This is a genomic window from Microbacterium sp. NPDC056003 (assembly GCF_042274785.1).
Classification (GTDB): domain Bacteria; phylum Actinomycetota; class Actinomycetes; order Actinomycetales; family Microbacteriaceae; genus Microbacterium.
This window is the reverse complement of sequence record NZ_JBHJXQ010000001.1, coordinates 71738-96748: the sequence shown is the minus strand read 5'-3', so window position 1 is coordinate 96748 and position 25011 is coordinate 71738. Positions and strand designations below refer to the sequence as shown.

At 71.0% G+C, this 25011-nt stretch carries 26 protein-coding genes and 1 tRNA gene; 21 read left to right on the top strand and 6 right to left on the bottom strand.

The genetic code is table 11. From position 1 onward, the window contains the following. Nucleotides 1–38 precede the first annotated feature (38 nt). Nucleotides 39–512 carry a DUF4442 domain-containing protein gene (locus ACFC1W_RS00515; RefSeq protein WP_375987433.1) on the bottom strand — a complete coding sequence of 158 codons (474 nt, stop codon included), beginning with the start codon at nucleotides 510–512 and terminating at the stop codon, nucleotides 39–41. Nucleotides 513–621: 109 nt separating this feature from the next. Between ACFC1W_RS00515 and ACFC1W_RS00510 the strand changes: the two genes are divergently transcribed. The 14 genes from ACFC1W_RS00510 (at nucleotide 622) to ACFC1W_RS00445 (ending at nucleotide 13410) form a co-directional block, all read left to right on the top strand. Further along, nucleotides 622–969: a GntR family transcriptional regulator gene (locus ACFC1W_RS00510; RefSeq protein ID WP_375987431.1), complete on the top strand. Its 348-nt coding sequence runs from the start codon at nucleotides 622–624 to the stop codon at nucleotides 967–969. Beyond that, nucleotides 966–1988 carry a DUF1648 domain-containing protein gene (locus tag ACFC1W_RS00505; protein ID WP_375987429.1) on the top strand — a complete coding sequence of 341 codons (1023 nt, stop codon included), beginning with the start codon at nucleotides 966–968 and terminating at the stop codon, nucleotides 1986–1988. Before ACFC1W_RS00510 ends, ACFC1W_RS00505 begins: the two co-directional genes overlap by 4 nt. Nucleotides 1989–2020: 32 nt before the next feature. After that, nucleotides 2021–2689, top strand: coding sequence for an O-methyltransferase (locus tag ACFC1W_RS00500; protein WP_375987427.1), 669 nt, complete (start codon nucleotides 2021–2023; stop codon nucleotides 2687–2689). A gap of 123 nt (nucleotides 2690–2812) precedes the next feature. Continuing rightward, nucleotides 2813–4093 (top strand): phosphopyruvate hydratase, encoded by a 1281-nt coding sequence (gene eno / locus ACFC1W_RS00495; protein ID WP_375987425.1) that lies wholly within the window; start codon nucleotides 2813–2815, stop codon nucleotides 4091–4093. A gap of 22 nt (nucleotides 4094–4115) precedes the next feature. Further along, nucleotides 4116–4652 carry a septum formation initiator family protein gene (locus tag ACFC1W_RS00490; protein WP_375987423.1) on the top strand — a complete coding sequence of 179 codons (537 nt, stop codon included), beginning with the start codon at nucleotides 4116–4118 and terminating at the stop codon, nucleotides 4650–4652. Between the two features lie 86 nt (nucleotides 4653–4738). Continuing rightward, nucleotides 4739–5257 carry a DUF501 domain-containing protein gene (locus ACFC1W_RS00485; protein WP_375987421.1) on the top strand — a complete coding sequence of 173 codons (519 nt, stop codon included), beginning with the start codon at nucleotides 4739–4741 and terminating at the stop codon, nucleotides 5255–5257. Then, the gene (locus ACFC1W_RS00480) at nucleotides 5254–6537 is read left to right on the top strand and encodes a S8 family serine peptidase (protein ID WP_375987419.1); all 1284 of its coding nucleotides are present in this window, start codon (nucleotides 5254–5256) and stop codon (nucleotides 6535–6537) included. Before ACFC1W_RS00485 ends, ACFC1W_RS00480 begins: the two co-directional genes overlap by 4 nt. A gap of 32 nt (nucleotides 6538–6569) precedes the next feature. Then, nucleotides 6570–8021, top strand: a complete 1452-nt coding sequence (locus ACFC1W_RS00475) for an NAD(P)/FAD-dependent oxidoreductase (RefSeq protein WP_375991344.1) — start codon at nucleotides 6570–6572, stop codon at nucleotides 8019–8021. Nucleotides 8022–8074: 53 nt separating this feature from the next. After that, nucleotides 8075–8148: transfer RNA gene (locus ACFC1W_RS00470), tRNA-Leu, on the top strand. 1 nt (nucleotide 8149) lies between these two features. Next, nucleotides 8150–9007: a serine hydrolase gene (locus ACFC1W_RS00465; RefSeq protein WP_375987417.1), complete on the top strand. Its 858-nt coding sequence runs from the start codon at nucleotides 8150–8152 to the stop codon at nucleotides 9005–9007. Nucleotides 9008–9043: 36 nt separating this feature from the next. Then, nucleotides 9044–10273, top strand: coding sequence for an alanine racemase (locus ACFC1W_RS00460; protein ID WP_375991342.1), 1230 nt, complete (start codon nucleotides 9044–9046; stop codon nucleotides 10271–10273). Beyond that, nucleotides 10270–11583 (top strand): D-arabinono-1,4-lactone oxidase, encoded by a 1314-nt coding sequence (locus tag ACFC1W_RS00455; RefSeq protein WP_375987415.1) that lies wholly within the window; start codon nucleotides 10270–10272, stop codon nucleotides 11581–11583. Before ACFC1W_RS00460 ends, ACFC1W_RS00455 begins: the two co-directional genes overlap by 4 nt. A gap of 83 nt (nucleotides 11584–11666) precedes the next feature. After that, nucleotides 11667–12236: a LemA family protein gene (locus ACFC1W_RS00450; protein ID WP_191767297.1), complete on the top strand. Its 570-nt coding sequence runs from the start codon at nucleotides 11667–11669 to the stop codon at nucleotides 12234–12236. A gap of 76 nt (nucleotides 12237–12312) precedes the next feature. Then, nucleotides 12313–13410, top strand: coding sequence for a DNA glycosylase AlkZ-like family protein (locus ACFC1W_RS00445; protein ID WP_375987413.1), 1098 nt, complete (start codon nucleotides 12313–12315; stop codon nucleotides 13408–13410). Here ACFC1W_RS00445 and ACFC1W_RS00440 read toward each other — a convergent pair whose 3' ends face one another. Then, nucleotides 13411–14346 (bottom strand): hypothetical protein, encoded by a 936-nt coding sequence (locus tag ACFC1W_RS00440; protein WP_375987411.1) that lies wholly within the window; start codon nucleotides 14344–14346, stop codon nucleotides 13411–13413. A 9-nt stretch (nucleotides 14347–14355) separates the two neighbouring features. Continuing rightward, nucleotides 14356–15633: a winged helix-turn-helix domain-containing protein gene (locus tag ACFC1W_RS00435; RefSeq protein WP_375987409.1), complete on the bottom strand. Its 1278-nt coding sequence runs from the start codon at nucleotides 15631–15633 to the stop codon at nucleotides 14356–14358. Nucleotides 15634–15737: 104 nt separating this feature from the next. Here ACFC1W_RS00435 and ACFC1W_RS00430 point away from each other — a divergent pair, with 104 nt between their 5' ends. Continuing rightward, on the top strand, nucleotides 15738–16928 hold the full coding sequence (locus tag ACFC1W_RS00430) for an AI-2E family transporter (RefSeq protein ID WP_241113206.1): 1191 nt from the start codon (nucleotides 15738–15740) through the stop codon (nucleotides 16926–16928). 26 nt (nucleotides 16929–16954) lie between these two features. Then, complete coding sequence (gene ilvA / locus ACFC1W_RS00425; RefSeq protein ID WP_375991339.1) at nucleotides 16955–18181, top strand: threonine ammonia-lyase; 1227 nt, start codon at nucleotides 16955–16957, stop codon at nucleotides 18179–18181. An 8-nt stretch (nucleotides 18182–18189) separates the two neighbouring features. Here ilvA and greA read toward each other — a convergent pair whose 3' ends face one another. Together greA and ACFC1W_RS00415 are read right to left on the bottom strand one after the other, a co-directional pair. After that, on the bottom strand, nucleotides 18190–18681 hold the full coding sequence (gene greA / locus ACFC1W_RS00420; protein ID WP_375987406.1) for a transcription elongation factor GreA: 492 nt from the start codon (nucleotides 18679–18681) through the stop codon (nucleotides 18190–18192). An 89-nt stretch (nucleotides 18682–18770) separates the two neighbouring features. Further along, nucleotides 18771–19163 (bottom strand): DUF4307 domain-containing protein, encoded by a 393-nt coding sequence (locus ACFC1W_RS00415; RefSeq protein ID WP_375987404.1) that lies wholly within the window; start codon nucleotides 19161–19163, stop codon nucleotides 18771–18773. Between the two features lie 104 nt (nucleotides 19164–19267). Between ACFC1W_RS00415 and ACFC1W_RS00410 the strand changes: the two genes are divergently transcribed. Then, the gene (locus tag ACFC1W_RS00410) at nucleotides 19268–19573 is read left to right on the top strand and encodes a hypothetical protein (RefSeq protein WP_375987402.1); all 306 of its coding nucleotides are present in this window, start codon (nucleotides 19268–19270) and stop codon (nucleotides 19571–19573) included. Nucleotides 19574–19628: 55 nt separating this feature from the next. On the opposite strand, the gene ACFC1W_RS00405 is transcribed toward ACFC1W_RS00410, so the two are convergent. Next, the gene (locus tag ACFC1W_RS00405) at nucleotides 19629–20372 is read right to left on the bottom strand and encodes a hemolysin III family protein (protein WP_375987401.1); all 744 of its coding nucleotides are present in this window, start codon (nucleotides 20370–20372) and stop codon (nucleotides 19629–19631) included. A gap of 112 nt (nucleotides 20373–20484) precedes the next feature. Here ACFC1W_RS00405 and ACFC1W_RS00400 point away from each other — a divergent pair, with 112 nt between their 5' ends. The 4 genes from ACFC1W_RS00400 to ACFC1W_RS00385 all read left to right on the top strand — a co-directional run bounded on the left by ACFC1W_RS00400 (nucleotide 20485) and on the right by ACFC1W_RS00385 (nucleotide 24957). Beyond that, nucleotides 20485–21270, top strand: coding sequence for an isoprenyl transferase (locus tag ACFC1W_RS00400; protein ID WP_375987399.1), 786 nt, complete (start codon nucleotides 20485–20487; stop codon nucleotides 21268–21270). A gap of 56 nt (nucleotides 21271–21326) precedes the next feature. Continuing rightward, a complete protein-coding gene (locus ACFC1W_RS00395) occupies nucleotides 21327–22448 on the top strand; it encodes an aminotransferase class V-fold PLP-dependent enzyme (RefSeq protein WP_375987397.1) in 1122 nt (373 codons plus the stop codon). 203 nt (nucleotides 22449–22651) lie between these two features. Next, the gene (locus ACFC1W_RS00390) at nucleotides 22652–24007 is read left to right on the top strand and encodes a PhoH family protein (protein ID WP_375987395.1); all 1356 of its coding nucleotides are present in this window, start codon (nucleotides 22652–22654) and stop codon (nucleotides 24005–24007) included. A gap of 170 nt (nucleotides 24008–24177) precedes the next feature. Next, nucleotides 24178–24957, top strand: coding sequence for a hypothetical protein (locus ACFC1W_RS00385; protein ID WP_375987393.1), 780 nt, complete (start codon nucleotides 24178–24180; stop codon nucleotides 24955–24957). Nucleotides 24958–25011: the final 54 nt, after the last annotated feature.

The following is a 25011-nucleotide window of genomic DNA, read 5'->3' as shown; positions in this document are numbered from 1 at the left end:
GGGCACCCTAGCGCACGCCCGTGAACCCGCGGCCCGCCTCAGCGGGCGGCCTGTGCGGTGATGCGCTTCTTCTCGCGCACGTAGACCTCGCGCCGGACGCGCGCGACGACGTCGCCCGAGGCATCCGTGATGTCCGTCTCGAACCACTCGAGCACCTTCGCACCTCCGCGGGCTCGTTCGCGCAGCTCGTCGGCCTTCTCGCGCGGCACCTCGAACCGGGCGGTGAGCACGCCGCGACCGGGCTTGACGAACTCGATCTCGCCGCGCGTGTCCCACACGACGTAGTCGCGTCCGAGCTGGTGCATCACGAGCATGAAGAAGTACGGGTCCGTCATCGCCGACATCGAGCCGCCGAACGCCGTCTTGACATAGTTGCGGGTGAGGAGGTTCACGTGGAGTTCGACGGTGGCGCTGGTCCAGTCGTCGGCGAACCCCTTCACGCGGATGCCGCTCCAGAGGTTCGGGGCCCACAGGCTCATGCCGAGGGCGAGGCGACGAGGAGTGATGCGCATGCGGGCCATGGTGCCAAAGCCTCCGCAGGGATGCGGCATCCGTTGTCGCCCGGCGACAAACTCCACCGCGGGTCGAATGTCACTGTTCTACTTGTTATAGAATAGTCGCGTGCTCATCCGAATCGATCCCAGCAGCGACGAGCCCATCTTCGCGCAGGTGGCCGCCTCCGTCCGGGCGGATGCCGCCACCGGACGGGTCCGTCCCGGCGACCGGCTGCCGTCGGCGCGCGATGTGGCCGATGCGCTCGGAGTCAATCTGCACACCGTGCTGCGCGCCTACCAGGATCTGCGCGACGAGGGCCTGGTCGACATGCGTCGCGGAAGAGGGGCTGTGGTGACGGATGCCGCGACCCCGCTCGCCCAGCTGTACGACGACATCGCCGCCCTCGCGCGCCGCGCCCGCGCCCTCGGGCTCTCGCCCGACACCCTCGCCTCTCTCGTGAAGGAACACCGATGACCCCTCCCGCCGCCTCGAGCGATGTCCGCCGGGCCCGCCGCACCTACGCCGTCGTCGCGGTCTGGGTTCCCGTCCTTCTGACGACCGTGGCGGTGATCCTCCTGCTGACCTGGCTGCCTCAGGTGCCGGCGACGGTCGCGACCCACTGGGGCCGCGGCGGCGAGCCCGACGGGTTCGCCCCCGCGTGGTCGGTGCCGCTCCTGACGGCCGCGGTCGGCTACGGGCTCGCCGCGCTGTTCGGCGTGATCGCGCTCGGCACGCGCAGGTCGGGCGAGTGGGGGCCGACGCTGCGGTTCCTCGGCGCGCTGTCGTGCGGCACCTCCGCCTTCCTGCTCGTACTGGCGACCGTGTCGTTCGCGATGCAGCGCGGCCTCGCCGACGCGCACGAGGCTCCGAGCATCGGAGTGCCGCTGGTCGCCGGGCTGATCTCCGGTGCGATCGCCGGTGCGGCGGCATGGTTCACCCAGCCCGCGGTCACCGTGAGCGGCGGCTCCGTCGAAGCCACCGCCTCAGCCGTCGCCCTGGCCGAGGGGGAGCGGGCCGCGTGGCTGCGCACCACGACGATGTCGCGCCCGGCGATGACCGCGATCGCGGGAGTCACCCTGCTGATGGCCGTCCTCGCCGTCGTGTTCGGCGTCTCCGGGGGAGAGCTGTGGTGGCTGTTCGCGGCGCTCGCACTCCTGTTCGCCGTGCTGGCCGCGACGACCTTCGTCTTCCGGGTGAGCGTGACCGAGTCGGGCCTGCGTGTGCGCTCCCTCGTCGGTGTGCCCCGATTCTCCGTTCCGCTGGCCGAGATCCGGTCGGTCTCGGTCGTGCGCGTCGACCCCGCCGCGGAGTTCGGCGGCTGGGGCTTCCGGCTGGGGCTCGACGGTCGATTCGGCATCGTCCTCCACGCCGGCGAAGCCATCCAGGTCGAGCGGCGAAACGGTCGTCCGCTCGTCGTGTCGGTGGATGACGCACAGACCGGCGCGGGACTGCTGGCTGCGCTCACCACCCGCGCTCAGGCCACGCGCCCTTGACGCATGCCCCCGACCGCTTGTTGGCTGGGGCCATGAGCGACCCGACCCCCGAGCTGTGGCGCCGCGTCGACGCCTATCTGACCGACACCCTCGTCGGGCACGATCCTGGCCTCGAGCACGCGGTCGCCGACCAGCGCGCGGCCGGCCTTCCTCCCATCGAGGTGGCGCCGGTCAACGGCAAGTTCCTCCATCTGATCGCTCGCATCAGCGGGGCCCGACGCGTGCTCGAGATCGGCACGCTCGGCGCGTACTCGACGATCTGGATGGCGCGGGGCATCCCGTCGGACGGCAAGGTCGTCACGATCGAGGCCGAGCCCCGCATCGCGGAGGTCGCGCGCGCGAACCTCGAGCGCGCCGGCGTGGCGGAGAAAGTCGAGGTGCGACTCGGTCGGGCCGCTGACGTGCTGCCGACCCTCGCGGGCGCTGAGCCGTTCGATCTGGTGTTCATCGACGCCGACAAGGAGTCCAACACGATCTACCTCGACTGGGCGGCGCGGCTCGGACGGCCCGGCACGGTCGTCGTGGTCGACAACACCGTGCGCGGGGGAGAGGTGGCCAATCCCGCCACCGAGAACCCCCAGATCATCGGCGTGCAGCGCGGCCTCGAGATGCTCGGCCGTGACCCCCGCTTCGACGCCACGGCGCTGCAGACCCTCGACCTCAAGGGATACGACGGGGTGGCGCTCGCCGTCGTGGTGTAGCCACCCGGGGTAGAACGGCGCCCCATGACGCCGGCGCCTGTGGCGCGGCATCCCGGTCACTAGACTCGGACGCGGACCGACGACGCTCCGAAGAACCACCCTCCACAAGCAAGGAGTCCCCCTGTGGCACTTATCGAGGCTGTAGGCGCGCGCGAGATCCTCGACTCGCGCGGTAACCCGACCGTCGAAGTGGAGGTGCTCCTCGACGACGGAATCGTCCAGCGTGCAGCCGTCCCCTCCGGCGCGTCCACCGGTGCCTTCGAGGCATACGAGCTGCGTGACGGCGACAAGAGCCGCTATGGCGGCAAGGGCGTGCTGAAGGCCGTCGCCGCCGTCATCGACGAGCTCGGCCCCGCGATCGAGGGCGTCGATGCGAGCGAGCAGCGCATCATCGACGAGATCCTCATCGAGGTCGACGGCACCGACAACAAGTCGCGCGTCGGCGCGAACGCCATCCTCGGCGTCTCGCTCGCCGTCGCCAAGGCCGCGGCCGATTCGGCCGACCTGCCCCTGTTCCGCTACCTCGGCGGACCGAACGCGCACATCCTGCCCGTTCCGCTGTTCAACGTCATCAACGGCGGCGAGCACGCCGACAACGGCATCGACATGCAGGAGTTCTTCCTCGCGCCCATCGGCGCCGAGACGTTCTCCGAGTCGCTGCGCTGGGGCACCGAGGTCTACCACGTGCTGAAGGGCGAGCTGAAGGCCGCCGGCTTCGCGACGGGCCTCGGCGACGAGGGCGGCTTCGCCCCCGACCTGCCCAGCAACCGGGAGGGCCTGGACTTCCTGGTCAAGGCGATCGAGAAGGCCGGCTTCACGCCGGGCTCCGACATCGCGCTCGGCCTGGACGTCGCCGCCACCGAGTTCTTCAACGACGGCGTGTACCGCCTGGACAACAAGGACTGGACGGCCGCCGAGCTCACCGAGTACTACGTCGGTCTGGTGAACGACTACCCGATCGTCACGATCGAGGATGCTCTCGCCGAGGACGACTGGGACAACTGGAAGGCCCTCACCGAGGCGCTCGGAACCAAGACCCAGCTCGTCGGCGACGACCTGTTCGTCACCAACCCGGCGCGCCTCGCCGATGGAATCACGCGCGGCGTCGCGAACTCGCTGCTCGTCAAGGTCAACCAGATCGGCACGCTCTCCGAGACGCTCGACGCGGTCGACATGGCGCACCGCGCCGGTTACACGGCGATGCTCTCGCACCGCTCGGGTGAGACCGAAGACACCACCATCGCCGACCTCGTCGTGGCGACGGGTGCGGGTCAGATCAAGAGCGGCGCGCCCGCCCGCAGCGAGCGCGTCGCGAAATACAATCAGCTTCTGCGCATCGAGGAGGAGCTGGGCGACGCGGCGACGTTCATCGGCCGCGCAGCCTTCCCGCGCTTCCAGGGCTGACACGCTGACGAGAGGGGGAGCCGTGGCGAAGACGACGGCTCCCCCTTCCCGTCCCCCGCGGCGCCGCCCCGATCGCGGCCCGGTCGACGTGCGGCAGTGGCTGGGCGGCATCCGCCTGTCCGGCTTCATGGTCATCATGCTCGGCCTCGTCGTCCTGGCGGCCTTCGTGCTCGTGCCGACGATCGGCACCTATGTCGACCAGCGCCAGCAGATCGCGGCGCTCGAAGAGGCCGTCGAGGTGAGCCGTCAGGAGGTCGCCGACCTCGAGGCGCAGCGTGACCGCTGGGCCGATCCGGCGTACATCACGACCCAAGCGCGAGAGCGGCTGTACTACGTGCGTCCCGGCGAGGTCGTCTACCTCGTCGACAACGACCTCCCCGCCGAGCTCGTGCCGCAGGAAGAGGACCCGGTGAGCGACCAAGTGGAGCAGACGCGCACCGACTGGATGTCGCAGCTCGTGCGCTCGGTGACGTCGGCCGGACTCGCCCAGACGGTGAAGGCGCCCACCGTGGGCGTGCCCGACGAGCAGCCGGCCCCGACGCCGACCGGCACGCCCTGACGCCGATCGGGCCCCTCCGCCCCGGGCAGCCTCGTCGCTGGCATCCCGATCAGCGCCTTGCCAGGAGCCCCCGCTAGCCTGTCGACGTGACGACCTCGCCGTACCCCCCTGCCACCGATGCCGACCTCGCCGTCCTGCAGGAGCAGCTCGGCCGGCCGGCCCGTGGCGTCGTGGGCATCGCTGCGCGGTGCGTGTGCGGCAACCCGACCGTCGTCGCCACGTCGCCACGGCTGCCCGACGGCACGCCGTTCCCCACGTTCTACTACCTGACCCACCCCGCGGCCACCGTCGCCATGTCGGTGCTCGAGGCCGAGCACACGATGCGCGAGCTGAACGACGCGCTCGTCGAGGACGAGGAACTCGCGGCCGGCTACGCGCGCGCGCACGAGGCCTACCTGCGCGATCGTGCCGCCTACGGCGAGGTCGAGGAGATCGCGGGCATCTCGGCCGGCGGCATGCCGACCCGCGTCAAGTGCCTGCACGCCCTCGCCGGTCACGCCCTCGCCGCCGGACCCGGTGTCAACCCCATCGGCGACCGCGCCCTCGCCCTCTCGTCGTGGTCGCCCGAGCGCTGCGTCTGCGCCCAGCCCGGGGCGGCCGGATGAGGCGTCGCCTCCTCGCGGCGGTGACCGCGGCCGCCGCCGCGCTGACGCTCGTCACCGCCGCGCCCGCGGCCGCCGCCGTCACGCCCGAGGTGCCGGAGGAGGATCCGGTGCGCGCCGCGGAGTACTGGCTCGAGGACTACGGCATCGACCAGGCGTGGGAGAAGACCCGCGGCCGGGGCGTCACGATCGCCATCATCGACACCGGCATCGGCAAGGGGCCGGTCGAGTTCGAGGGCGCGGTCGTCGACGGGACCGACGTCTCGGGGGTCGGAACGCCCGACGGACGCACGCCGGTGGGCGCGGTCGACTCCAACCACGGCTCCTGGGTGGCGTCACTCGCGGCCGGGCGCGGCACGGGCGAAGACACCGGCATGATCGGCGTCGCACCCGAGGCGGAGCTGCTCTCGGTCTCGGTCGGGTTCGGGTCGTCGGCGACGAAGTCGTTCACCGAGCAGATCGCCGAGGCCATCCGCTGGTCCGTGGACCACGGGGCCGATGTCATCAACATGTCGCTCACCACGAACGTGCCCGACTGGGACGAGAGCTGGGACGACGCCTTCCTCTACGCGTTCCAGAACGACGTCGTGGTGGTGGTCGCAGCCGGCAACCGGGGGAGTGGCACCACCCGGGTGGGTGCCCCGGCCACCATCCCCGGCGTGCTGACGGTGGGCGGCGTCGACCCCGACGGCAAGGCCAGCGTCGACGCCTCGACCCAGGGGATCACGATCGGCGTCTCGGCGCCGAGCGAGGAGCTCGTCGGTGTCTCGGCCGACGGCCGTCTCGTGCTGTGGAACGGCACCAGCGGCGCCGCGCCCATCGTGGCGGGAATCGCCGCTCTGGTGCGGGCGGCCCACCCCGACCTCGACGCGAACAACGTCATCAACCGCATCGTCGAGACCGCCCGTCCGCCGGCCGGTTCGACCGCGATCCACGATCCGCTGTACGGCTATGGGCTGGTGGATGCCGCGGCCGCCGTGTCGGCGAAGGTGCCGTCCGTCGACGCGAACCCCATGGGCAGCCTCTCCGAGTGGATTCGCCTGTACCGCCGGGCGCAGAGCGATCCCGTCCCGCAGCAACCCGTCGAGCCCGTCACCGTGCCGCCGCTGCCGCGTCCGGACAGCGCTGAGCGCGCCGCATCCCCCCTTCTGCCGTCGGGTCAGACCCTGCTCTACGGGACCCTCCCGCTCTCGGTGGCCACGGCGGCGGCTATACTGGTGGCGCTCGGCGTCACCGCAGCTGTCCGACGCATCCGATTAACGTCCCGCGCGCCGAGCCGCTGACCCAGGAGGAGCCTCCAAACGTGACCAACACCGTGCCCAAGATCCTCATCGTCGGTGGCGGATACGCAGGCTTCTACACGGCCTGGAAGCTCGAGAAGCACCTGCGCAAGGGTGAAGCAGAGGTGACGATCGTCGACCCGCTGCCCTACATGACCTACCAGCCGTTCCTCCCGGAGGTCGCGGCCGGCTCGATCGAGGCCCGCCACTCGGTGGTGGCTCTGCGCCGTCACCTCAAGAAGACCACCGTGGTCGCTGCGAAGGTCACCGGCATCAACCACGCGAACAAGGTCGCCACGATCACACCGATCGCGGGCGACCCGTACGAGTTCGAGTACGACCAGATCGTCGTGACCGCCGGCGCCGTCTCGCGCACGTTCCCGATCCCGGGCATCGCCGACAACGCCATCGGCCTCAAGACGATCGAAGAGGCCGTCGCGATCCGCGACCGCCTGATGTCGAACTTCGACAAGGCCTCGGTCCTGCCCCCCGGGCCGGAGCGCGACCGCCTGCTCACGGTCGTCGTGGTCGGCGGCGGCTTCGCCGGCATCGAGGTGTTCGCCGAGCTGCGCTCGCTCGCCTCGTCGCTGGTCAAGAGCTACCCGCAGCTCACCTTCGACGACACGCACTTCCACCTCATCGAGGCGATGGGCCGCATCATGCCCGAGGTGTCGCTGAAGACGAGCGAGTGGGTGCTGAAGGACCTCGCCAAGCGCGGTGCGTACGTGCACCTCGACACGCAGGTCACCGGCGCCGTCGACGGCAACATCGAGCTGTCGACCGGCGAGACGATCCCGAGCGACCTCATCATCTGGACCGCGGGCGTCATGGCGAACCCGACGGTCGTGCGTGGCGGCGACCTTCCCATCGAGGAGCGCGGCCGCATCCGCACCCGCGCCGACCTTCGCGTCGGCTCCGACGACGAGATCGTCGAGGGTGCCTGGGCGGCGGGCGACGTGTCGGCCGTCCCTGACCTGTCGGGCGGCGGCGTGGGCGGCTACTGCGTACCCAACGCGCAGCACGCGGTGCGTCAGGCGAAGCTCCTCGCGAAGAACATCGTCGCGGTCCTCCGCGGAGAGGTTCCCCGCGAGTACTTCCACAAGAACCTCGGCGCCGTGGCCGGCCTCGGCCTCTACAACGGTGTCTTCCAGTCGGGCAACCTCGCCCTCAAGGGCATCATCGCGTGGGTCGCCCACCGCGGCTACCACGGCCTGGCGATGCCGACCTGGGAGCGCAAGTGGCGCGTGCTGTGGGGCTGGTGGAACAACCTCTGGCTCCGCCGCGACCTGGTCAACCTGTCGACGGTGCAGAACCCGCGCTACGTGTTCGAGGAGTTCGCCGCGCGCCCGCGCCCGCCGCAGCCTGCCGTCACGCCGCCGGCTGAGCCGCGCGAGCAGGGGAAGCGGACCGACCAGCCCGCGAAGGTGACGGCCGACAAGGCCGCCGCCGAGAAGGCGACCGCCGAGAAGGCGACCGCCACCCGCTGACGCCGCGCCCGGCACTGCCGGGCGGTAGCGTGGAGGCGTTCGCTCCGGCGGGCGCCCCCGTAGCCCAATCGGCAGAGGCAGGCGACTTAAAATCGCTTCAGTCTGGGTTCGAGTCCCAGCGGGGGTACGTGCTGCTCGACGCGTTGACCGACGACCCCTCGATCGGACTGCGCTGGTCGGCCTGCGTCCTCGACGCCGGTTCGGGCGAGCTGCTCGCCGCACATCGATCCGACCGCGTCCTGTCGACGGCGAGCATCGGAAAGGTGCTGCTGCTGCTCGAGCTGTCCCGCCGCTTCCACGCCGGTGAGCTCGACCCGTCGGCTCCTGTCCGCCGCGGCGGGGAGACGGTCGCCGACTCCGGGCTGTGGCACGTGATGGATGTCTCCTCCCTCGCGGCCGTGGACGCCGCTCGGCTCGTCGGCGCGGTGAGCGACAACCTCGCGACCAACGTGCTGCTCGACGTCGTCGGGCTGGACGCCGTCGCCGACCTCGCCGGGACGCTCGGGCTCCGTCGGACCGCATTGCTCGACCGGGTCCGCGATGAGCGCGGGCCGCAGCATCCGTCCGCACTCTCGCACGGCTCAGCCGTCGAGCTCGCCTCCCTCGTCGCGGCGATCGATCGCGGGGAGGCCGTCGCTCCCGATGTGAGTGCCCAGGTGCGGGGCTGGCTGTCGCTGGGCACCGACCTGTCGATGGTCGCCTCGGCGTTCGGGCTCGATCCGCTCGCACACCGCGACGTCGACCGCGGAGTCGCGCTGTGGAACAAGACCGGCACCGACAGCGGCGTCCGCGCGGACGTGGGCGCGGTGCGATCGGAGGACCGCGCGATCGCGTACGCCGTGCTCGCCGAGTGGCAGTCCGGCGCAGACCCGTCGGTGCGCGACACCGTCCTCGACGCGATGCGCGAGATCGGACGGCGCCTGCGGTCGGATCTGGAGCGCGACACATCCACAGGGCGTCCGGCGGAGGCACGCCCCGGGCCCTAGGCTGGTGCGCATGTGCGCGCACCCGAAGCGGGCCGTATGAGCCTCGACCTGCTGTCCTCAGCCACTGCGACGGAGCCGTGGAAGGAACCCGCGTCCTTCTGGGGCGGCCTGTCGCATGCCGTCCGCGACGTCTCCGGTCCGGTCGCGACGCTCAGCCTGCCGGCCCTCCGCTACAACGCGCTCGACATGGTCGTGCGCGCCGGTGGCGTGCCGATCCGAGTGGCGAGCAAGTCCGTGCGCGTGCGCGAGGCGATCGACGCGACGCTCGCGATGGCGGGCTACCAGGGGATCCTGGCGTTCACCCTGCCGGAGGCGCTCTGGCTGGCAGAGGCGCACGACGACGTGGTGGTGGGATATCCGACCGCCGACCGGGCCGCCATCGCCTCCCTCGCCGCCGACGAGCGGGCAGCGCGTCGCGTGACGCTGATGGTCGACGACCTCGCGCAGCTCGATCTCATCGACGCCGTCGCCGCACCGGGAACGCGCCCCGAGCTGCGCGTCGCGATCGATGCCGACGCGTCGTGGCGGGCTCCGGGACTCGGCCACATCGGCGTCTTCCGGTCACCCGTGCATGAACCCGGAGAGGTTGCCGCGCTCGGTCGCGCCATCGCCGCCCGTCCGGGGTTCCGGCTCGTCGGGCTCATGATGTACGAGGCGCAGATCGCCGGCCAGGGCGACGACACCGGCTCGGGCGACGGTGTGATCCGCTGGATGCAGCGTCGCTCGTCCCGTGAGCTGCTCGAGCGACGGGCCGAGATCGTGGCGGCACTGCGCGACGTCGCCCCGCTCGAGTTCGTCAACGGCGGCGGCACCGGCTCGCTCGAGTTCACGGCATCCGATCAGTCCGTCACCGAGCTCACCGCCGGCAGCGGACTGCTCGCGGGCCACCTCTTCGACGGCTACCGGTCGTTCGAGCTCGCGCCGGCCGCCGCGTTCGCGCTCGAGGTCGTGCGCAAGCCCGCGCCCGACGTCGCGACCGTGCTCGGCGGCGGCTGGATCGCCTCCGGCCCGCCCGTCGCCTCGCGGCAGCCGCTGCCGGTGTGGCCGCAGGGCCTCACGACCCTGCCGCGCGAGGGCGCAGGCGAGGTGCAGACGCCGCTCAAGGGCGCCGCCGCCCGCGATCTGCGCGTGGGCGATCGCGTGTGGTTCCGTCACTCCAAGAGCGGCGAACTGGCAGAGCGGATCGATCGGTATCACGTCGTCGACGGAGAGCACCTCATCGGCGAGGTGCCCACGTATCGCGGCGAGGGAAAGGCATTCCTGTGACGCGTCCAGGCGGCAAGTGGCAGAACTGGGGCCGCTCCGAGTCGGTGCGCCCGCGCCGGGTGGAGTTCCCCCGCACATCCGACGCGGTGCAGCGTGCGGTTGCGGCGGCGGCACGGCAGAGGCTGCCCGTCAAGGCGGTCGGCGCCGGTCACAGCTTCACCGGAATCGCCGTCGCGCCCGGCGTGCTGCTCGACCTCGCCGACCTGAGCGGCATCGTGGCGGTCGATGTGGACCGGTCCCGGGTCACGTTCCACGCAGGCACGCGCCTGCACCACATCCCGGAGCTCCTCGCCCCGTACGGCCTCGCAATGGAGAACCTGGGCGACATCGACCGCCAGTCGATCTCAGGTGCCATCTCCACCGGAACGCACGGCACCGGCGCGCGCTTCGGCGGGATCGCGGCCCAGATCGTCGGCGCCACCCTGGTGACGGCATCCGGCGATCTGCTGGTGGTCAGCGACATCGAGAACGCCGATCTGCTGCCGGCGGTGGCCCTCGGCCTCGGGGCGCTCGGCATCCTGGTCGACGTGACCGTGCAGTGCGTGCCGGCGTTCGTGCTGCACGCCGTTGAACAGCCCGAGGATCTCGAGGTCGTGCTGAACGAGCTCGACACGCGCGTGGCCGAGGCCGACCACTTCGAGTTCTACTGGTTCCCGCACACCGATCGAGCCATGACCAAGACGAACACGCGCCTGCCCGCGAGCGCTCCGCGGCACCCGCTCCCGGCGGTGGGCAAGTGGGTCGACGACACACTCGTCGGCAGCGGGCTGCACCAGGTGGCCTGCAGCGTCGCGCGGGCCATCCCTGCGACGATTCCGCCGATCAATCGCCTGTCGGTGAAACTGTGGGGGGATCGCGAGTTCACGGATGCCTCGTCCCGCGTCTTCGCGACCTCCCGGTCGGTGCGCTTCCGTGAGATGGAGTACGCGCTGCCCGTCGCGAATGTGCGACCGGCGTTCGACGCCCTCCGCGCGCTGTTCGACGAGCGCGGCTGGCGCATCTCCTTCCCGGTGGAGGTGCGCTTCGCCGCGGCGGACGACCGGTGGATGTCGACCGCGCACGGCCGGGCGTCGGGCTACATCGCCGTCCACCGCTACTGGCGCGAGGATCCGACGGAGTACTTCGAGGCCGTCGAGCAGATCATGCTGGGCTTCGGCGGTCGTCCGCACTGGGGCAAGATGCACACACTGGATGCCGCGATCCTGAAGGACCGCTACCCGCACTTCGGCGACTTCGTGGCACTGCGCGATCGCCTCGACCCGGAGCGCGTGTTCGCCAACCCCTACCTCCAGCGCGTCCTCGGTGAGTAACGGCTGAGAGTCCGGGGAACCGGGACAGACGGCGACGGTCGCCCTCGCTAGGATGAGGGAAACCTCGAACGGAGTATCCGGCTATGTGGGAATGGCTGATCCCGGTCCTGATCGTTGTGGCTCTCGCCGCGATCGTCGGGATCTACCTGTGGGCCACGTACAACTCGCTCGTTCAACTGAACGTGCGGGTCGATGAGGCGTGGAGCGACATCACCGTCCAGCTCAAGCGCCGCGCCGACCTGCTGCCGAACCTCATCGAGGCGGTGAAGGGCTACGCGGCGCACGAGAAGGCGGTCTTCGAGAACGTCACCCGTGCGCGGGCCGAGACGCTCTCGGCCGGCGGACCCGCCGAGGCGGGCGTGGCCGAGGGCCACATGCAGCAGGCGCTCAAGTCGCTGTTCGCGGTCGCCGAGGCATATCCGCAGCTGCAGGCGAGCCAGAACTTCCTGCACCTGCAGCAGTCGATCGTCGACACCGAAGACAAGATCCAGGCCTCACGCCGGTTCTACAACGGGGGCGTGCGGGAGCTGAACACCAAGATCAAGGTGTTCCCGAACAACCTCTTCGCCCGCAACCTCGGCTTCCACGAGCGCGAGTTCTTCGAGGTCGTCGACGGCGCCGCGATCTCCGAGCCGCCGCGCGTCCAGTTCTGACGCGGCGCGGATCAATGTCGCGAAGCGACGTTGATGCGGGCCGCGGAGCGTCCCCGACCCGCGCTAGCGTCTCCTCATGACGCACCGGCTGACGCGCGAGCAGGCACGGCGCGTGGCTGTGCGCGCACAGCTGCTGTCGGCGGATCGGCCCGCCGGGATCGTCGAGACGATCGACGCGCTGACGGTCGTGAACATCGAGCCGACAGCGGCGATCGCCCCGAGCGCCGACCTCATCCTGTGGTCGCGGCTCGGCTGGCCGTACCAGCCGGCCGACCTGGTGCGCCTCGTCGAGGAGGACCGCGCCGTCTTCGAATGGGGCGGCTTCTATCGCACCATGGCCGACCTGCCGCTGCTGCGACCCGAGATGGCGAAGCGCCCGCAATCGCGCGAGGCGAGGGAGTGGCTCGCTGCCAACGACGTGTTCCGGCGCGAGGTGATGGCGAAGCTGCGGGCAGAGGGCCCGCTCCGTCCGGCCGAGATCGCCGACACCGCGCAGGTGTCCTGGCGCTCGTCCGGGTGGACGAACAACCGCAACACGCTGCAGCTGCTCGAGATGCTCGTGCTCCGGGGCGACGTCGCCGTCTCGTCGCGTGATTCCGGAGGCCGGCTGTTCGACCTCGCCGAGCGCGTGTATCCGGCCGATCTTCCGGTGCTCTCACCCGAGGACGCGGCGCGGGAACGTGCGGAGCGACGCCTCGCGTCGTACGGCGTCGCGCGCGCGAAGAGCCTGTCGCAGCCGATCGAGCCGATCGACGTCGGCGGTGTCGGCGAAGAGGCCGTGATCGATGACACCGCGGGCACGTGGCGACTCGCTCCCGATGCGCTCGGCGCACTCGAGGACTTCGCGCCGCGCACGGCGCTGCTGTCGCCGTTCGACCGGCTCGTCTTCGACCGCAAGCGGCTGGAGGAGATCTTCGGCTACGAGTACCTGCTCGAGATGTACAAGCCCGCGGCGAAGCGACGCTGGGGGTACTTCGCGCTGCCGATCCTCCACGGCGACCGGTTCGTCGGCAAGCTCGATGCCAAGGCCGACCGCAAGGCCGGTGTGCTGCGGATCTTCGCTGTGCACGAGGACACGCCGTTCGACGCCGCGACCACCGACGCGGTTCACCGCGAGATCCACGACCTCGCCCAGTGGCTCGGCCTCGAGGTGCAGGGCCTGCGCGAGGCGTGATCAGCGCACGGCGAGGATCATGTCATCGCCCGAGAAGCGGATCGATCCGCGCAGCGCCCAGTCGTCGGCGCGATAGGTGAAGCTCGCTGTCTCGCCCCCGCGGGTCGTGCCGGAGGCGGTCGCGACGATCACGCCGCCGGTCGCGTCGAAGCCGGCCGCATCGTCGTGCAGGGAGAGGACCGGGCGCTCGTCGATCCGGAACGCGATCGAGTCGAGGGCGGCGAGGTCTGCCGCCCATGGCACCCGCAGACCGCAGTTGTCGGGGACGCTCGCCGTCGCGGCCGCACACGCATCCGCATACGCATCGACCTGGGTCTGCGCGAGCGCGGTCGCCTCGGGGGACAGCGCGGCGTCGATCGTGACGGCGACCGGCTCCTCGGTGCCCACCGTGGCCGTCGCCGTTCCTGCCAGGATGCCGCGCGGTGCCGCCTGCACCTCGTAGACGGCAGGCAGCAGCCTCAGCTCCGTGGCCGCGGGGGCGAGGGCCCCACCGACCCACACCGAGTCGCCGGCGGGCGCGGAGGTCAGAATCGCCTCGGCCTGGAGCACACCCAGGTGGTCACCGGTGAGCTCCCACCCGTCGCCGCTGTCGCGCATCGTGAAGTTCAGCGTGTGCCGGTCGTCGCCGAGCAGCGCTTCCGCGTGCACCGCGGCGATGCCGTCATCGTCGACGCGAACCTCGAGAATCTCCGGGTCGGAGACATAGGAGGCCGCCCCCGCGAAGGCGTCCTGGAGGAGGGACTCCGCGTCGGCGCCGAGATCGTCGCCCCGCAGGCCGGCGATCACCGCGAAGTCACCGGTCTCGAGGGCGCGCAGGTAGGACTCTGCGGCGGCCTGAGCCGTGGGCGGGCGGCTGGTGAACCACCACACCCCGGCCGCTGCGAGCGCGAGCACCGCAATGCCGCCGACGATGCCGACGACCGCTCCGCGTTTCACCTCTCCACGCTAGCCCCCGGGCTCGTCAGCGGCGAGCGCGACAGGCTCGGCGGGCCCCGCGACGTGGCGCTCGGCCTCGGGCACCACATCGGCGAGGTCGTCGACGGCGTCGCCCCACCGCGAGATCGAGATGTGCTCCAGCGACTGCCAGCGCGCGGCTGCCCGCAGTTCGTCGGCGACGCGGGCCGCGGCATCCGGCGGCCTTCCGTGCTCCCACCACGCCGATTGCACGCGCAGCGTCGATGCGGCTCGATCGGCCTTGAGGTCGATGCGGCCGACGAGGTCGTCGCCGACGAGGAGGGGCAGGGAGTAGTAGCCGTACCGGCGCTTCGGCGCGGGCGTGTAGATCTCGATGCGGTACTCGAAGTCGAACAGTCGCTCGGCGCGGTCGCGGAACCACACCACGGGATCGAAGGGCGTCAGCAGCGCCGTCGCGTCGACGCGGCGGGGGAGGGCTGCGTCGCGGTGCACCCAGGCCTTGGCCGGTCGTCCGGCGGTCGTCCACCCCTCGACGGTCACCGGGAGCAGCTCGCCCGTGTCGGTGAGATCGGCGATCGCATCCAGGATCGCGGGGCGGTCGGCGATCCGCCAGTAGTCGGCGAGATCGGCGGCCGTCGCCACTCCGTAGGCGGTCGCCGCACGGCGCACGAGTTCGCGGATCGCGTCTTGGCGCGGGACCGGCGCAGCGAGCACCTCGGCAGGGATCACATCGGTCGCCAGACCGTACCGGCGCTCGAAACCGCGCCGACCGGCGATCGCGACATCACCGAACATGAACAGGTACTCCAGCGCGTTCTTCACGTCGTCCCAGTCCCACCACTGACCCCGGGCGCCCGTCGGCGCGTCGCGCTCGATCTGCGCCGGGCGCAGGGGGCCGCGGTCGACCAGCTCGGCGCGCACCCAGTCCACCGTCTTGCGGTGGGTCTGGAACCAGCCGTCGGGCTTCGTGCCGTACTTGGCCCGCAGATCGTCCATGCGGAAGCGGAACAGTGACCAGTCGGCAGCGGGGATGAACGCCGCGACGTGGGCCCAGTACTCCACGTACGGCGGGCGTCGGGCGAAGAGCAGGCGGTCGAGCGCCGCAGGATCATAGGGACCCAGCCGGGAGAAGAGCGGCATGTAGTGCGAGCGCGCGAAGACGTTGACCGAGTCGATCTGCAGCGTCGCCATGCGCGCCAGAGCGAGGTTGAGCTGCCGCGTTCCCGCCCCCGCCGGCCGCGGCCGCGCGAAGCCCTGGGCTGCCAGGGCGATGCGGCGCGCCTCCGCCGCACTGAGGGTCGACTTCACGCGCGAAAGCCTAGCCAGGAGTACGGACACCGGCGTCGTCGCAGCATCGCTCACCGACGGGGGCACATGACTCGCGCGGCATGCGACGCGCCTAGACTGGCGGGATGAGCGGCTCCGACGACAAGCCACGCGGCTCGCTGTTCGACGCGTTCCGCGACCGGAACCGGGTCGTCTCGACCGAGCTGTCGGGGACGATCCCGCGCGGTCTGCGCATCGCCACCGCCTACTCGTGGCGCTTCCTCGTCGTCGCGGCCGCCATCGGCGTCGCCGTGTGGCTCGTGATCCAGCTGAAGCTGCTGGTGATCCCGCTCCTGGTCGGCATCCTGGTGACCGCACTGCTGTGGCCGGTCTTCAGCTGGATGCTGCGGCATCGGGTCCCTCGATGGCTTGCGATCGTCATCTCGGTCGTCGGCACGCTCGCTGTGGTGGGCGGCCTGCTGTGGCTGGTCGCCTGGCAGATCACCCGCCAGTGGTCGGATGTGCAGGCGAGCACCGTCGAGGCCGTCGACAACTTCCGCACCTACCTGGTCCAGGGGCCGATGCACCTCACCGAGGAGCAGATCGACGGCCTGCTCGCGCAGGGGTGGGGCTTCCTGCAGGAGCAGGCGGAGCTGGTCTGGTCGGGCGCGCTCGCCCTCGGCAGCACCCTGGGTCACGTGCTCACCGGCGGCATCCTGGCGTTCTTCATCCTGCTGTGCCTGCTCGCCGACGGCGCCGGCATCTGGCGGTGGACGCTGCGGCTCTTCCCGCGCAAGGCGCGCCGCGCCGCCGACGGCGCCGGACGTGCGGGCTGGGTGACGGTCGTCAACTACGCGCGCACGCAGCTCCTCGTCGCCACGATCGATGCGGTCGGCATCGGCCTGGGCGCGTTCCTCCTCGGCGTTCCGCTGGCGATCCCGGTCGCCGTCCTCGTCTTCCTGGGCGCGTTCGTTCCGATCGTCGGTGCCGTCGTCACGGGCGCCATCGCCGTCTTCCTCGCCCTCGTCTACAACGGTCCCTGGATCGCGCTGTGGATGCTGATCGTCGTGCTCGGAGTCCAGCAGCTCGAAGGCCATGTCCTTCAGCCGCTCCTGATGGGCTCGGCCGTCAAGGTCCACCCGCTCGCCGTCGTCCTGGTGGTGGCCGGCGGCGCCATGATCGCCGGCATCCCCGGCGCCCTGTTCGCGGTTCCCCTCGCGGCGTTCGTGAACGTCGTGGCGGTCTACATCGGCCAGCGGTCCTGGGAGACGGGGGTCAGACCCACGGGCGACCTCATCTGGAGCACCGTCCCGCGCCCGAGCAGGAGACCTACGTGAGCACGACCTCGCACGCTGCGCGCCACCTGGCCGCACCGACCCTCGCCGATTTCGCGGATGCGGCGGCCACGCTCGACGGCGTGATCGCGCACACGCCGCTCGACGAGTCGCTGCACCTCTCCGAGCTCATGGGCGTTCCGGTGCACCTCAAGCTCGAGAACCTCCAGCGCACCGGATCGTTCAAGATCCGCGGCGCGACCTATCGCCTGTCGCGCCTGACCGAGAAGGAGCGTGCGCGCGGCGTCGTCGCCGCCTCCGCGGGCAACCATGCGCAGGGCGTCGCTCTCGCCGCGAAGTCGCTCGGCATCCCCGCGACGATCTTCATGCCGCTGGGCGTTCCGGTGCCCAAGCTGCTCGCCACCCGTGGCTATGGGGCGGACGTCGTGCTCGAGGGAGCCACCGTCGAGACGCCGCTGCGCCTGGCCGCGGAGTTCGCCGAGCGCACCGGCGCGGTGTTCATCCACCCGTTCGATCATCCCGACGTGATCGCGGGTCAGGGCACGCTCGGGCTCGAGCTCATGGACGAACTCCCCGACCTCGACACGATCGTGCTGGGAATCGGCGGGGGCGGCCTGATCGCCGGCGTCGCGGCGGCCGTCAAGGCCCGCGCCGCCGCAGAGGGACGCACGGTGCGGGTGATCGGCGTCCAGGCCGAGAACTCGGCGGCCTACCCCGAGTCGCTCGCGGCGGGGCATCCGGTCGACGTCGCGACCCGCCCCACGATCGCCGACGGCATCGCGGTCGCCCGCCCGGGCGACCTGCCGTTCGCGATCATCCGCGACCTCGTGGACGACGTCGTCACCGTGTCGGAGGACGACATCGCGCGCGCCCTCCTGGTGCTGCTGGAGCGGGCGAAGCAGGTCGTCGAGCCCGCCGGCGCGGTCGGCGTCGCCGCGATCCTCGCCGGGAAGGTGCAGGCCGCCGGACCCGTCGTCAGCGTGCTGTCGGGAGGCAACATCGACCCCCTGCTGCTGCAACGGGTCGTCGCACACGGGCTGTCCGCCTCGGGTCGCTACATGACGCTGCAGATCCCGCTGCCCGACCGCCCGGGCCAACTCGCCCGAGTCTCGGAGCTGCTCGCGCAGGCGGGCGCCAACGTGATCGAGGTGCTCCACACCCGCCACGGGCAGGGGCTGCAGATCAGCGAGGTCATCCTGCAGCTGAGTGTCGAGACGCGCGGCGAAGAGCATCGAGCCCACGTGATCTCGGTGCTCGAGCAGGCCGGCTATCTGCCGACCGTCATGCCGGACTGACCGGACGGCTACTGGCCGGCGTAGGTCTCGACCTTGACGATCTCGACCGTGATCTCGCGGCCGTTGGGCGCCGTGTAGGACGTCGTCTCGCCTTCCTTGCGCCCGAGGATCGCGGCCCCGAGGGGAGAGGCTTCGCTGTAGACGTCGAGCTCGGATCCCACCGCGATCTCGCGGTTGCCGAGCAGGAAGACCTCCTCGCCGCCGGCGACGATCGCCGTGATGACGGTGCCGGGCTCGACGACGCCGGTCGACTCAGGCGCCTCCGACACGGTGGCGGTCTTCAGCAGGTGCTGGAGGGTGCGGATGCGCGCCTCCTGCTTCCCCTGCTCGTCCTTCGCCGCGTGGTAGCCGCCGTTCTCCTTGAGGTCGCCCTCCTCGCGCGCTGCTTCGATGCGCTTCGCGATCTCCTCCCGGCCGGTGGTCGAGAGGTGCTCGAGTTCGGCGGCGAGGCGGTCGTAGGCATCCTGTGTGAGGAAGGTCACCGGGGCATCGCTGGACACGTCTGACTCCTTCGGTCTGCGGGGGAGGGTCGATATGTCAAACGCCCCGGCTCTCGGCCAGGGCGCGTATCGACTGCGGTCGGCCCAGACTACGTCACCCAGCAGGAGTTGACAAAACCTGTCGTCGCCTCCGCCGTCGTGCGGATGACCTCGCGCAGCGCCTGGGAGTGGCTCTCTCCGGCCGGGATCTCGACGACGCGCCACCCCACGACGCCGTGCTCCTGGTCCTGCGCCTCGATCGCGCAGGCGACCGAGCGCCCGGGGGGAGCGGTGATCTGGAAGCTGAGCACCACGGAATGCGCGTCGACGACCTCGAACCCGGTCGCGTCGGAGTCGACGGCGTCGAGCGACCCCGAGACGGTCATCCAGCCGAAGAGCGCGACAAGTGCGACGGCCACGGCGATGCCGGCGCCGACGATCCAGCGCCGCGCGGGGGAGCGTGTGCGCCCGTAGCGCTCATCGAGCATCTGCTGTGTCGTCATGGCCGGTCCGTCGGGAAGATTAGGCTGGACTTCCAGGCTATGCGCTTCCGAGCGCGGTCGCGGCCACCCGCACCGCCCGATCGGGGCAGAACGAGGAAATCCCCATGCACGACGCACTCGGCGCCCTCGCACTCGCGGCGGCGACCGCGACCCCGACGCCCACGCCGTCGATGATCGACCCCGCCAAGGTGACGCCGGGCGCCTGGGGCTTCGTGATCACGGCGTTGGTGGCGGTCATCACGATCGTTCTGGTGTGGGACATGATCCGTCGCATCCGGCGTGGTCGCGTGCGGGCCGACCTCCTCGACGAACTCGAGGCCGAGCGTCAGGCGGACGGTGCGGTCGCGGCGACCGAGACCGACGACGCGAGCGTCGACCCCGACGAGCCGACCGGCGGCGCGCAGCGCTGAGTCCGGCATCCCACCGTCCGATCGGTTCGGGATGCCGCGCCCCGGCCCGCTCGGGTCAGCCGGGCAGCCCGAGTGAAGGCGAGAACGGGTCGACGGCGATGATGAGGCACGCCGCCCAGTGGCAGAGGAACGCCAGGACCGTGCACACGTGGAAGATCTCGTGGAAGCCGAAGTGACCGGGCCACGGGTTCGGGCGCTTCATCGCGTAGACGACCGCGCCGCCGGTGTAGAGCAGGCCGCCGACGGCGACGAGGATCATCATCGTCACGTTGGCTCGCAGCAGGTCGGGCAGGTACATCACCGCCGCCCAGCCGAGCGCGAGGTAGAGCGCGACATAGAGCCAGCGCGGAGCGTTGATCCAGAAGACCCGGAACAGGATGCCCAGCAGGGCCCCTGACCATACGACGATCAGCAGGATCGACCCCTGCTGCGGCGGGAGCGCGAGCACGGCGATCGGCGCGTACGTGCCCGCGATGAGGAGCACGATGTTCGCGTGGTCGATGCGCTTGAGCACCGCCTTGGTCGTCGGGCTCCAGTTGAAGCGGTGGTACAGCGCGGAGTTGCCGAACAGCAGCAGCGACGTCGCCATGAAGACCGCGCACGCCCATTTCGCCGGACCGCCCTGGGCGACCGCGATGAGGATGATCCCCGCGACGATGGCCACAGGGAAGGTGGCGGCGTGGATCCATCCGCGCCAGGAGGGGTTGATCTCGGGGTTCGCGGCGTCGACGGCCGCGGCGTCCATCAGCGGGAGCTCGGGGACCTCTGGGCCCCGGGGGAGGCGGCTGCGACGGCTCATCCATCAAGATTAGGGCGCGCGGCATTCCGTGAGGGGAACATACGCGGTCTCGCGGCGCCCGGCACCGAGTGCCACGCTAGGGCGGCGTCCGGGTGGAAGGTAGCGTAGGCGTGTGGCGCGCACACGGTCGAACGAGGGCAGGGGGCCTCTCTACCGTCTCTACATCAACCGCCTGCGCCGCCGGCTCGAACCCGGCTCGGTGCCGCGTCACGTCGCGATGATGATCGACGGCAACCGGCGCTGGGCGAAGCAGCTCGGCTTCGACTCCGCCGCCCACGGCCATCGCGCCGGCGCCGCGAAGATGCACGAGTTCCTCGGGTGGTGCGACGACGTCGGCGTCAAGGTCGTGTCGCTGTACCTGCTGTCGACCGACAACCTGCGCAAGCGGGACTCGCGCGAACTCGCCGATCTCATCGAGATCATCGCAGAGCTCGCGCACGAGCTGTCGCTCGAGCCCGACTGGCGCGTCCAGCCCGTCGGGCGCCTGGATCTCCTGCCTGCCGAGCTCGCCCGCGTGCTCGCCGAGGCCGACGAGCGCACGAGGGACCACACCGGCCTCCACGTCAATCTCGCCGTCGGGTACGGCGGCCGCAGCGAGATCGTCGACGCCGTGCGCAGCATCATCGCCCAGCACGACGGGGAAGGCGGCTCGCTCGAGGAACTCGCGGCGAGCCTCACACCGGAGCAGATCGGCGAGCACCTCTACACCGGCGGTCAGCCCGACCCCGACCTCGTCATCCGCACCTCGGGGGAGCAGCGGCTGAGCGACTTCCTGCTGTGGCAGTCCGCGCACTCCGAGTTCTATTTCGTCGAGGCGCTCGGCCCCGACCTCCGCGAGGTCGATTTCCTGCGGGCCATCCGCGACTACTCCAGCCGCGACCGCCGGTACGGCAGCTGATCCCGCGAGCACCGGAGCGACCCCCGCGTGCGGGCACCGCGTGCCATGATGTGTCAGTGACGGATCTGGATACGTATCTAGCGTCGTTCGATGGGGAACCGGGGTATCTCGACTGGGCTGCGTTCGGACCGCTCTCTCCGGTCGTGCGCGCGGAAGCGCAAGCCGACACCGAGCTCCTCGGTTCGGGTCGCCGCACCAGCATCCAGCTGGTGAACGACCACGCGCGCGAGGCGCAGGAGCTCGTCGCGGGTCTGATCGGCACGGATGCCTCGCAGGTGGTGCTGCAGCCGTCGACCACCTACGGCCTGATGCAGGCCATCTACGGCCTCGCCGGCGGACTCATGGTCGGACGCGGCGAGTTCCCCAGCCTCACCGTCGCCGCCACGCGGGCCGCTGCTTCCCTCGGCTCGATCGCCGTGCAATGGCTCGAGCCCGTCGACGGCTGCATCACGCCCGACCTCGTGCGCTCGTCGCTCAGCGACGACACGCGTGCGCTCGCCGTGAGCCTGATCGATTTCCGCACCGGCTATCGTGCCGATCTGCCCGCCCTCCGCGACGTTCTCGGCGACCGGCTGCTCATCGTCGACGCGATCCAGGGCTTCGGCACGATCGACGTCGACTACACGGCGGCCGATGTCGTCTGCGCGAACGGGTACAAGTGGCTGCGCGCAGGGCGGGGCACCGGCTTCGCGTGGTTCGGCGAGCGGGCGCTCGAGCGCATCGCACCGGTCCTCTCGGGGTTCGCGGGGATCGACGGCGACCTGCCGCTCGACGTCGTGCCGCCGCCGTCGGCCTCCGCGCGGGCATTCAGCGTCAGCGGGATCGACACGCTGGCCGCGGCCCGCCTCGCCACGTCGCTGCAGGAGCTGACCGAGGTCGGGGTCGCGACCGTCGAGGCCGAGCTCACGGAACGCACGCGCACCGTCATGTACTACGCCGACCGCTACGAGGTGCCCGTGATCACGCCGCGCGAGCCCGAGCGCCGCGGCGGGATCGTCACCCTCGCGCCCGCGCCGCAGGACGCGGCTCCTCTCGCGGCGTCGCTCGCCAACCACGGCCTCACCGTCACGGTGCGCTCCGGGCTCGTCCGCGTCTCGCCGCACGTCGGCACCGGCGCCGACACGCTGCGACTGTTCGGCGACGCGCTGGCCGCGTTCTCGTCCGCCCGCGTCTGGTGATGCCGGGATGCCGCGGCGCGGCATCCGGAAATTAACCTGCTCGACACGTTCGTGCGCGTGTCGTGCACGGGTCCGGACATGGCGCGGACGTACGTTCATCACATCGGGCAAGGCGCCCGTTCGAGTCGGCCTTTCGGACCACGACTCGTGACCCATGGTCGACTCGTGACTGCCGGGTTCTCCACCCGGGGCGGGAGTGGGTTGTGACCACACGAGCACCACACGAGCAGCACCGTCAGGACGTCGCACAGGCCGCGGATCTGGAACAGGATCTCCGCACCTATGTGCTCGACACCTCCGTGCTGCTGAGCGATCCGCGGGCGTTCTTCCGCTTCGCCGAGCACAACGTCGTGATCCCCGTGGTGGTGATCACCGAGCTCGAGGGCAAGCGGCACGATCCAGAGATCGGGTACTTCGCGCGCCAGGCGCTCCGTCACCTCGACGAGCTGCGTGTCGAGCACGGTCGCCTCGACTTCCCCGTTCCCGTCGGTGAGGGCGGCACGCTGCGCGTGGAGCTCAACAACACCGACGCCGGCGTCCTGCCCTCGGGCATGCGCCTCGGAGACAACGACAGTCGCATCCTCGCCGTCGCGATGCACCTCGCGTCCGACGGGCAGGAGGTGACGGTCGTCTCGAAGGACCTCCCGATGCGCGTCAAGGCCGCATCGCTCGGCGTGACCGCCGAGGAGTACCTCGCCGAGCAGGCGGTGGACTCGGGCTGGACCGGCATCGCGACGATCGACGTCTCGGGCGACGACATCAGCGATCTGTACGAGAGCGAGGTCGCCAGCAGCGACCAGGTCCGCGGGCTGCCCGTCAACACCGGTCTCATCATCCACTCCGAGCGCGGATCAGCGCTCGGCCGGGTCACGAGCGCGGGGGCGTACAAACTGGTGCGCGGCGACCGCGAGGTGTTCGGCCTGCACGGCCGTTCGGCCGAGCAGCGGATCGCCATCGATCTGCTGACCGACCCTGAGGTGGGGATCGTCTCGCTCGGCGGTCGCGCCGGCACCGGCAAGTCGGCCCTCGCCCTGTGCGCGGGGCTCGAGGCGGTGCTCGAACGGCAGCAGCAGCGCAAGATCATCGTCTTCCGGCCGCTCTTCGCGGTGGGCGGGCAGGAGCTCGGCTACCTGCCCGGCGACCAGCAGGAGAAGATGAACCCGTGGGGCCAGGCGGTCTTCGACACCCTCGGCTCGGTCGTCTCGTCGAACGTGCTGGAGGAGGTCGTCGAGCGCGGGCTGCTCGAGGTGCTCCCGCTCACGCACATCCGCGGGCGGTCGCTGCACGACGCGTTCGTGATCGTCGACGAGGCGCAGTCGCTCGAGCGCAACGTGCTGCTCACCGTGCTCAGTCGCATCGGCCAGAACTCGCGGGTCGTGCTCACCCACGACGTCGGACAGCGCGACAACCTCCGGGTCGGCCGCCACGACGGCGTCGCATCGGTCATCGAGACGCTCAAGGGGCACGGCCTGTTCGGCCACGTCACCCTCGTGCGATCGGAGCGCTCGGCCATCGCGGCCCTGGTGACCGACCTGCTCGAAGCGGGTGAACTCGCCTGACGATTCGGAAGGGGCCGGGATGCTGCATCCCGGCCCCTTCCGCATGCCCGGGCCGGTTGGACCTGCCTTCCCATCATGAGAAGAGTCTCATTCCCCACGTGGATCCTGCGCGGGGCGTTCTGTCAGCATGGAAGAGGTGCATTCGTGGCACCGGGAGGGAAGGCGCACACGTGGAGAGTCGGACGCGGCTGGCTGTCGGCGGAATGACCGTCGTCGCTGCGAGCGTCGCCGTGATCTGCACCGTCGCCCTCACCCACAGTGTGGCGCTCTCCGACGCCGCCGGTTCGACGATCGACGCGGCTCCCGTGGTGGTCCCGGCCTCGACCGGCAATTCTGAGCGCGCGGGCGAGGGCGAAGAGCCCGCGCCGGCCGCCACGACCGATCCCGTCGCCGAGACCCGCAGCGCGCGCGTCGCCGAGGTCGTGCCTGCGCCGGCGCCCGAGGTGGTGCCGGCCGCTCCTCCGGCTTCGACGCCCCAGCCGACGGACTCCGCTCTACCCACGCCGCCGCCGACCGAAGACGAGGTGGTCGCCGAGGCCGAGGCATCGCGCTCATGGGACGCAGCCCGCAAGTGGGCCGAGCGACTCGGCTGGTCGCAGGCGCGCATCGACGCCTGGATCGACCGGCTCGAGAAGGCCCGTGGCCCGCTGTCCGGAGGCCGCGCCCCGGGCGGACAGGGTGATGCCCGACCCGGCGGCGACGAATCGACCGACGGTGGGCGTGAGGGCCTGGTCGGCTCCGGCAGTTCCGTCGGCCAGGTCGGGGGTCCCGGTCATGGCCACGGCGCCGTGAAGGGCGACGGACACAGCTCGAAGGACCGGCACGCCGAGGCCGGGTCTTCCCCCAAGCGCCCCGCGCACGCGGGAGCGAACGCCGACGACCGGTCGACGAATCCCGGTGTCGGCGCGAAGAAGCATCGATCGCGCGATTCCCCAGACCGACGCGATTGATTACGGCCGGATCCCCCAGTCCGGCCTTCCCAGCCCCCGGCGCCCCCCAGCGCC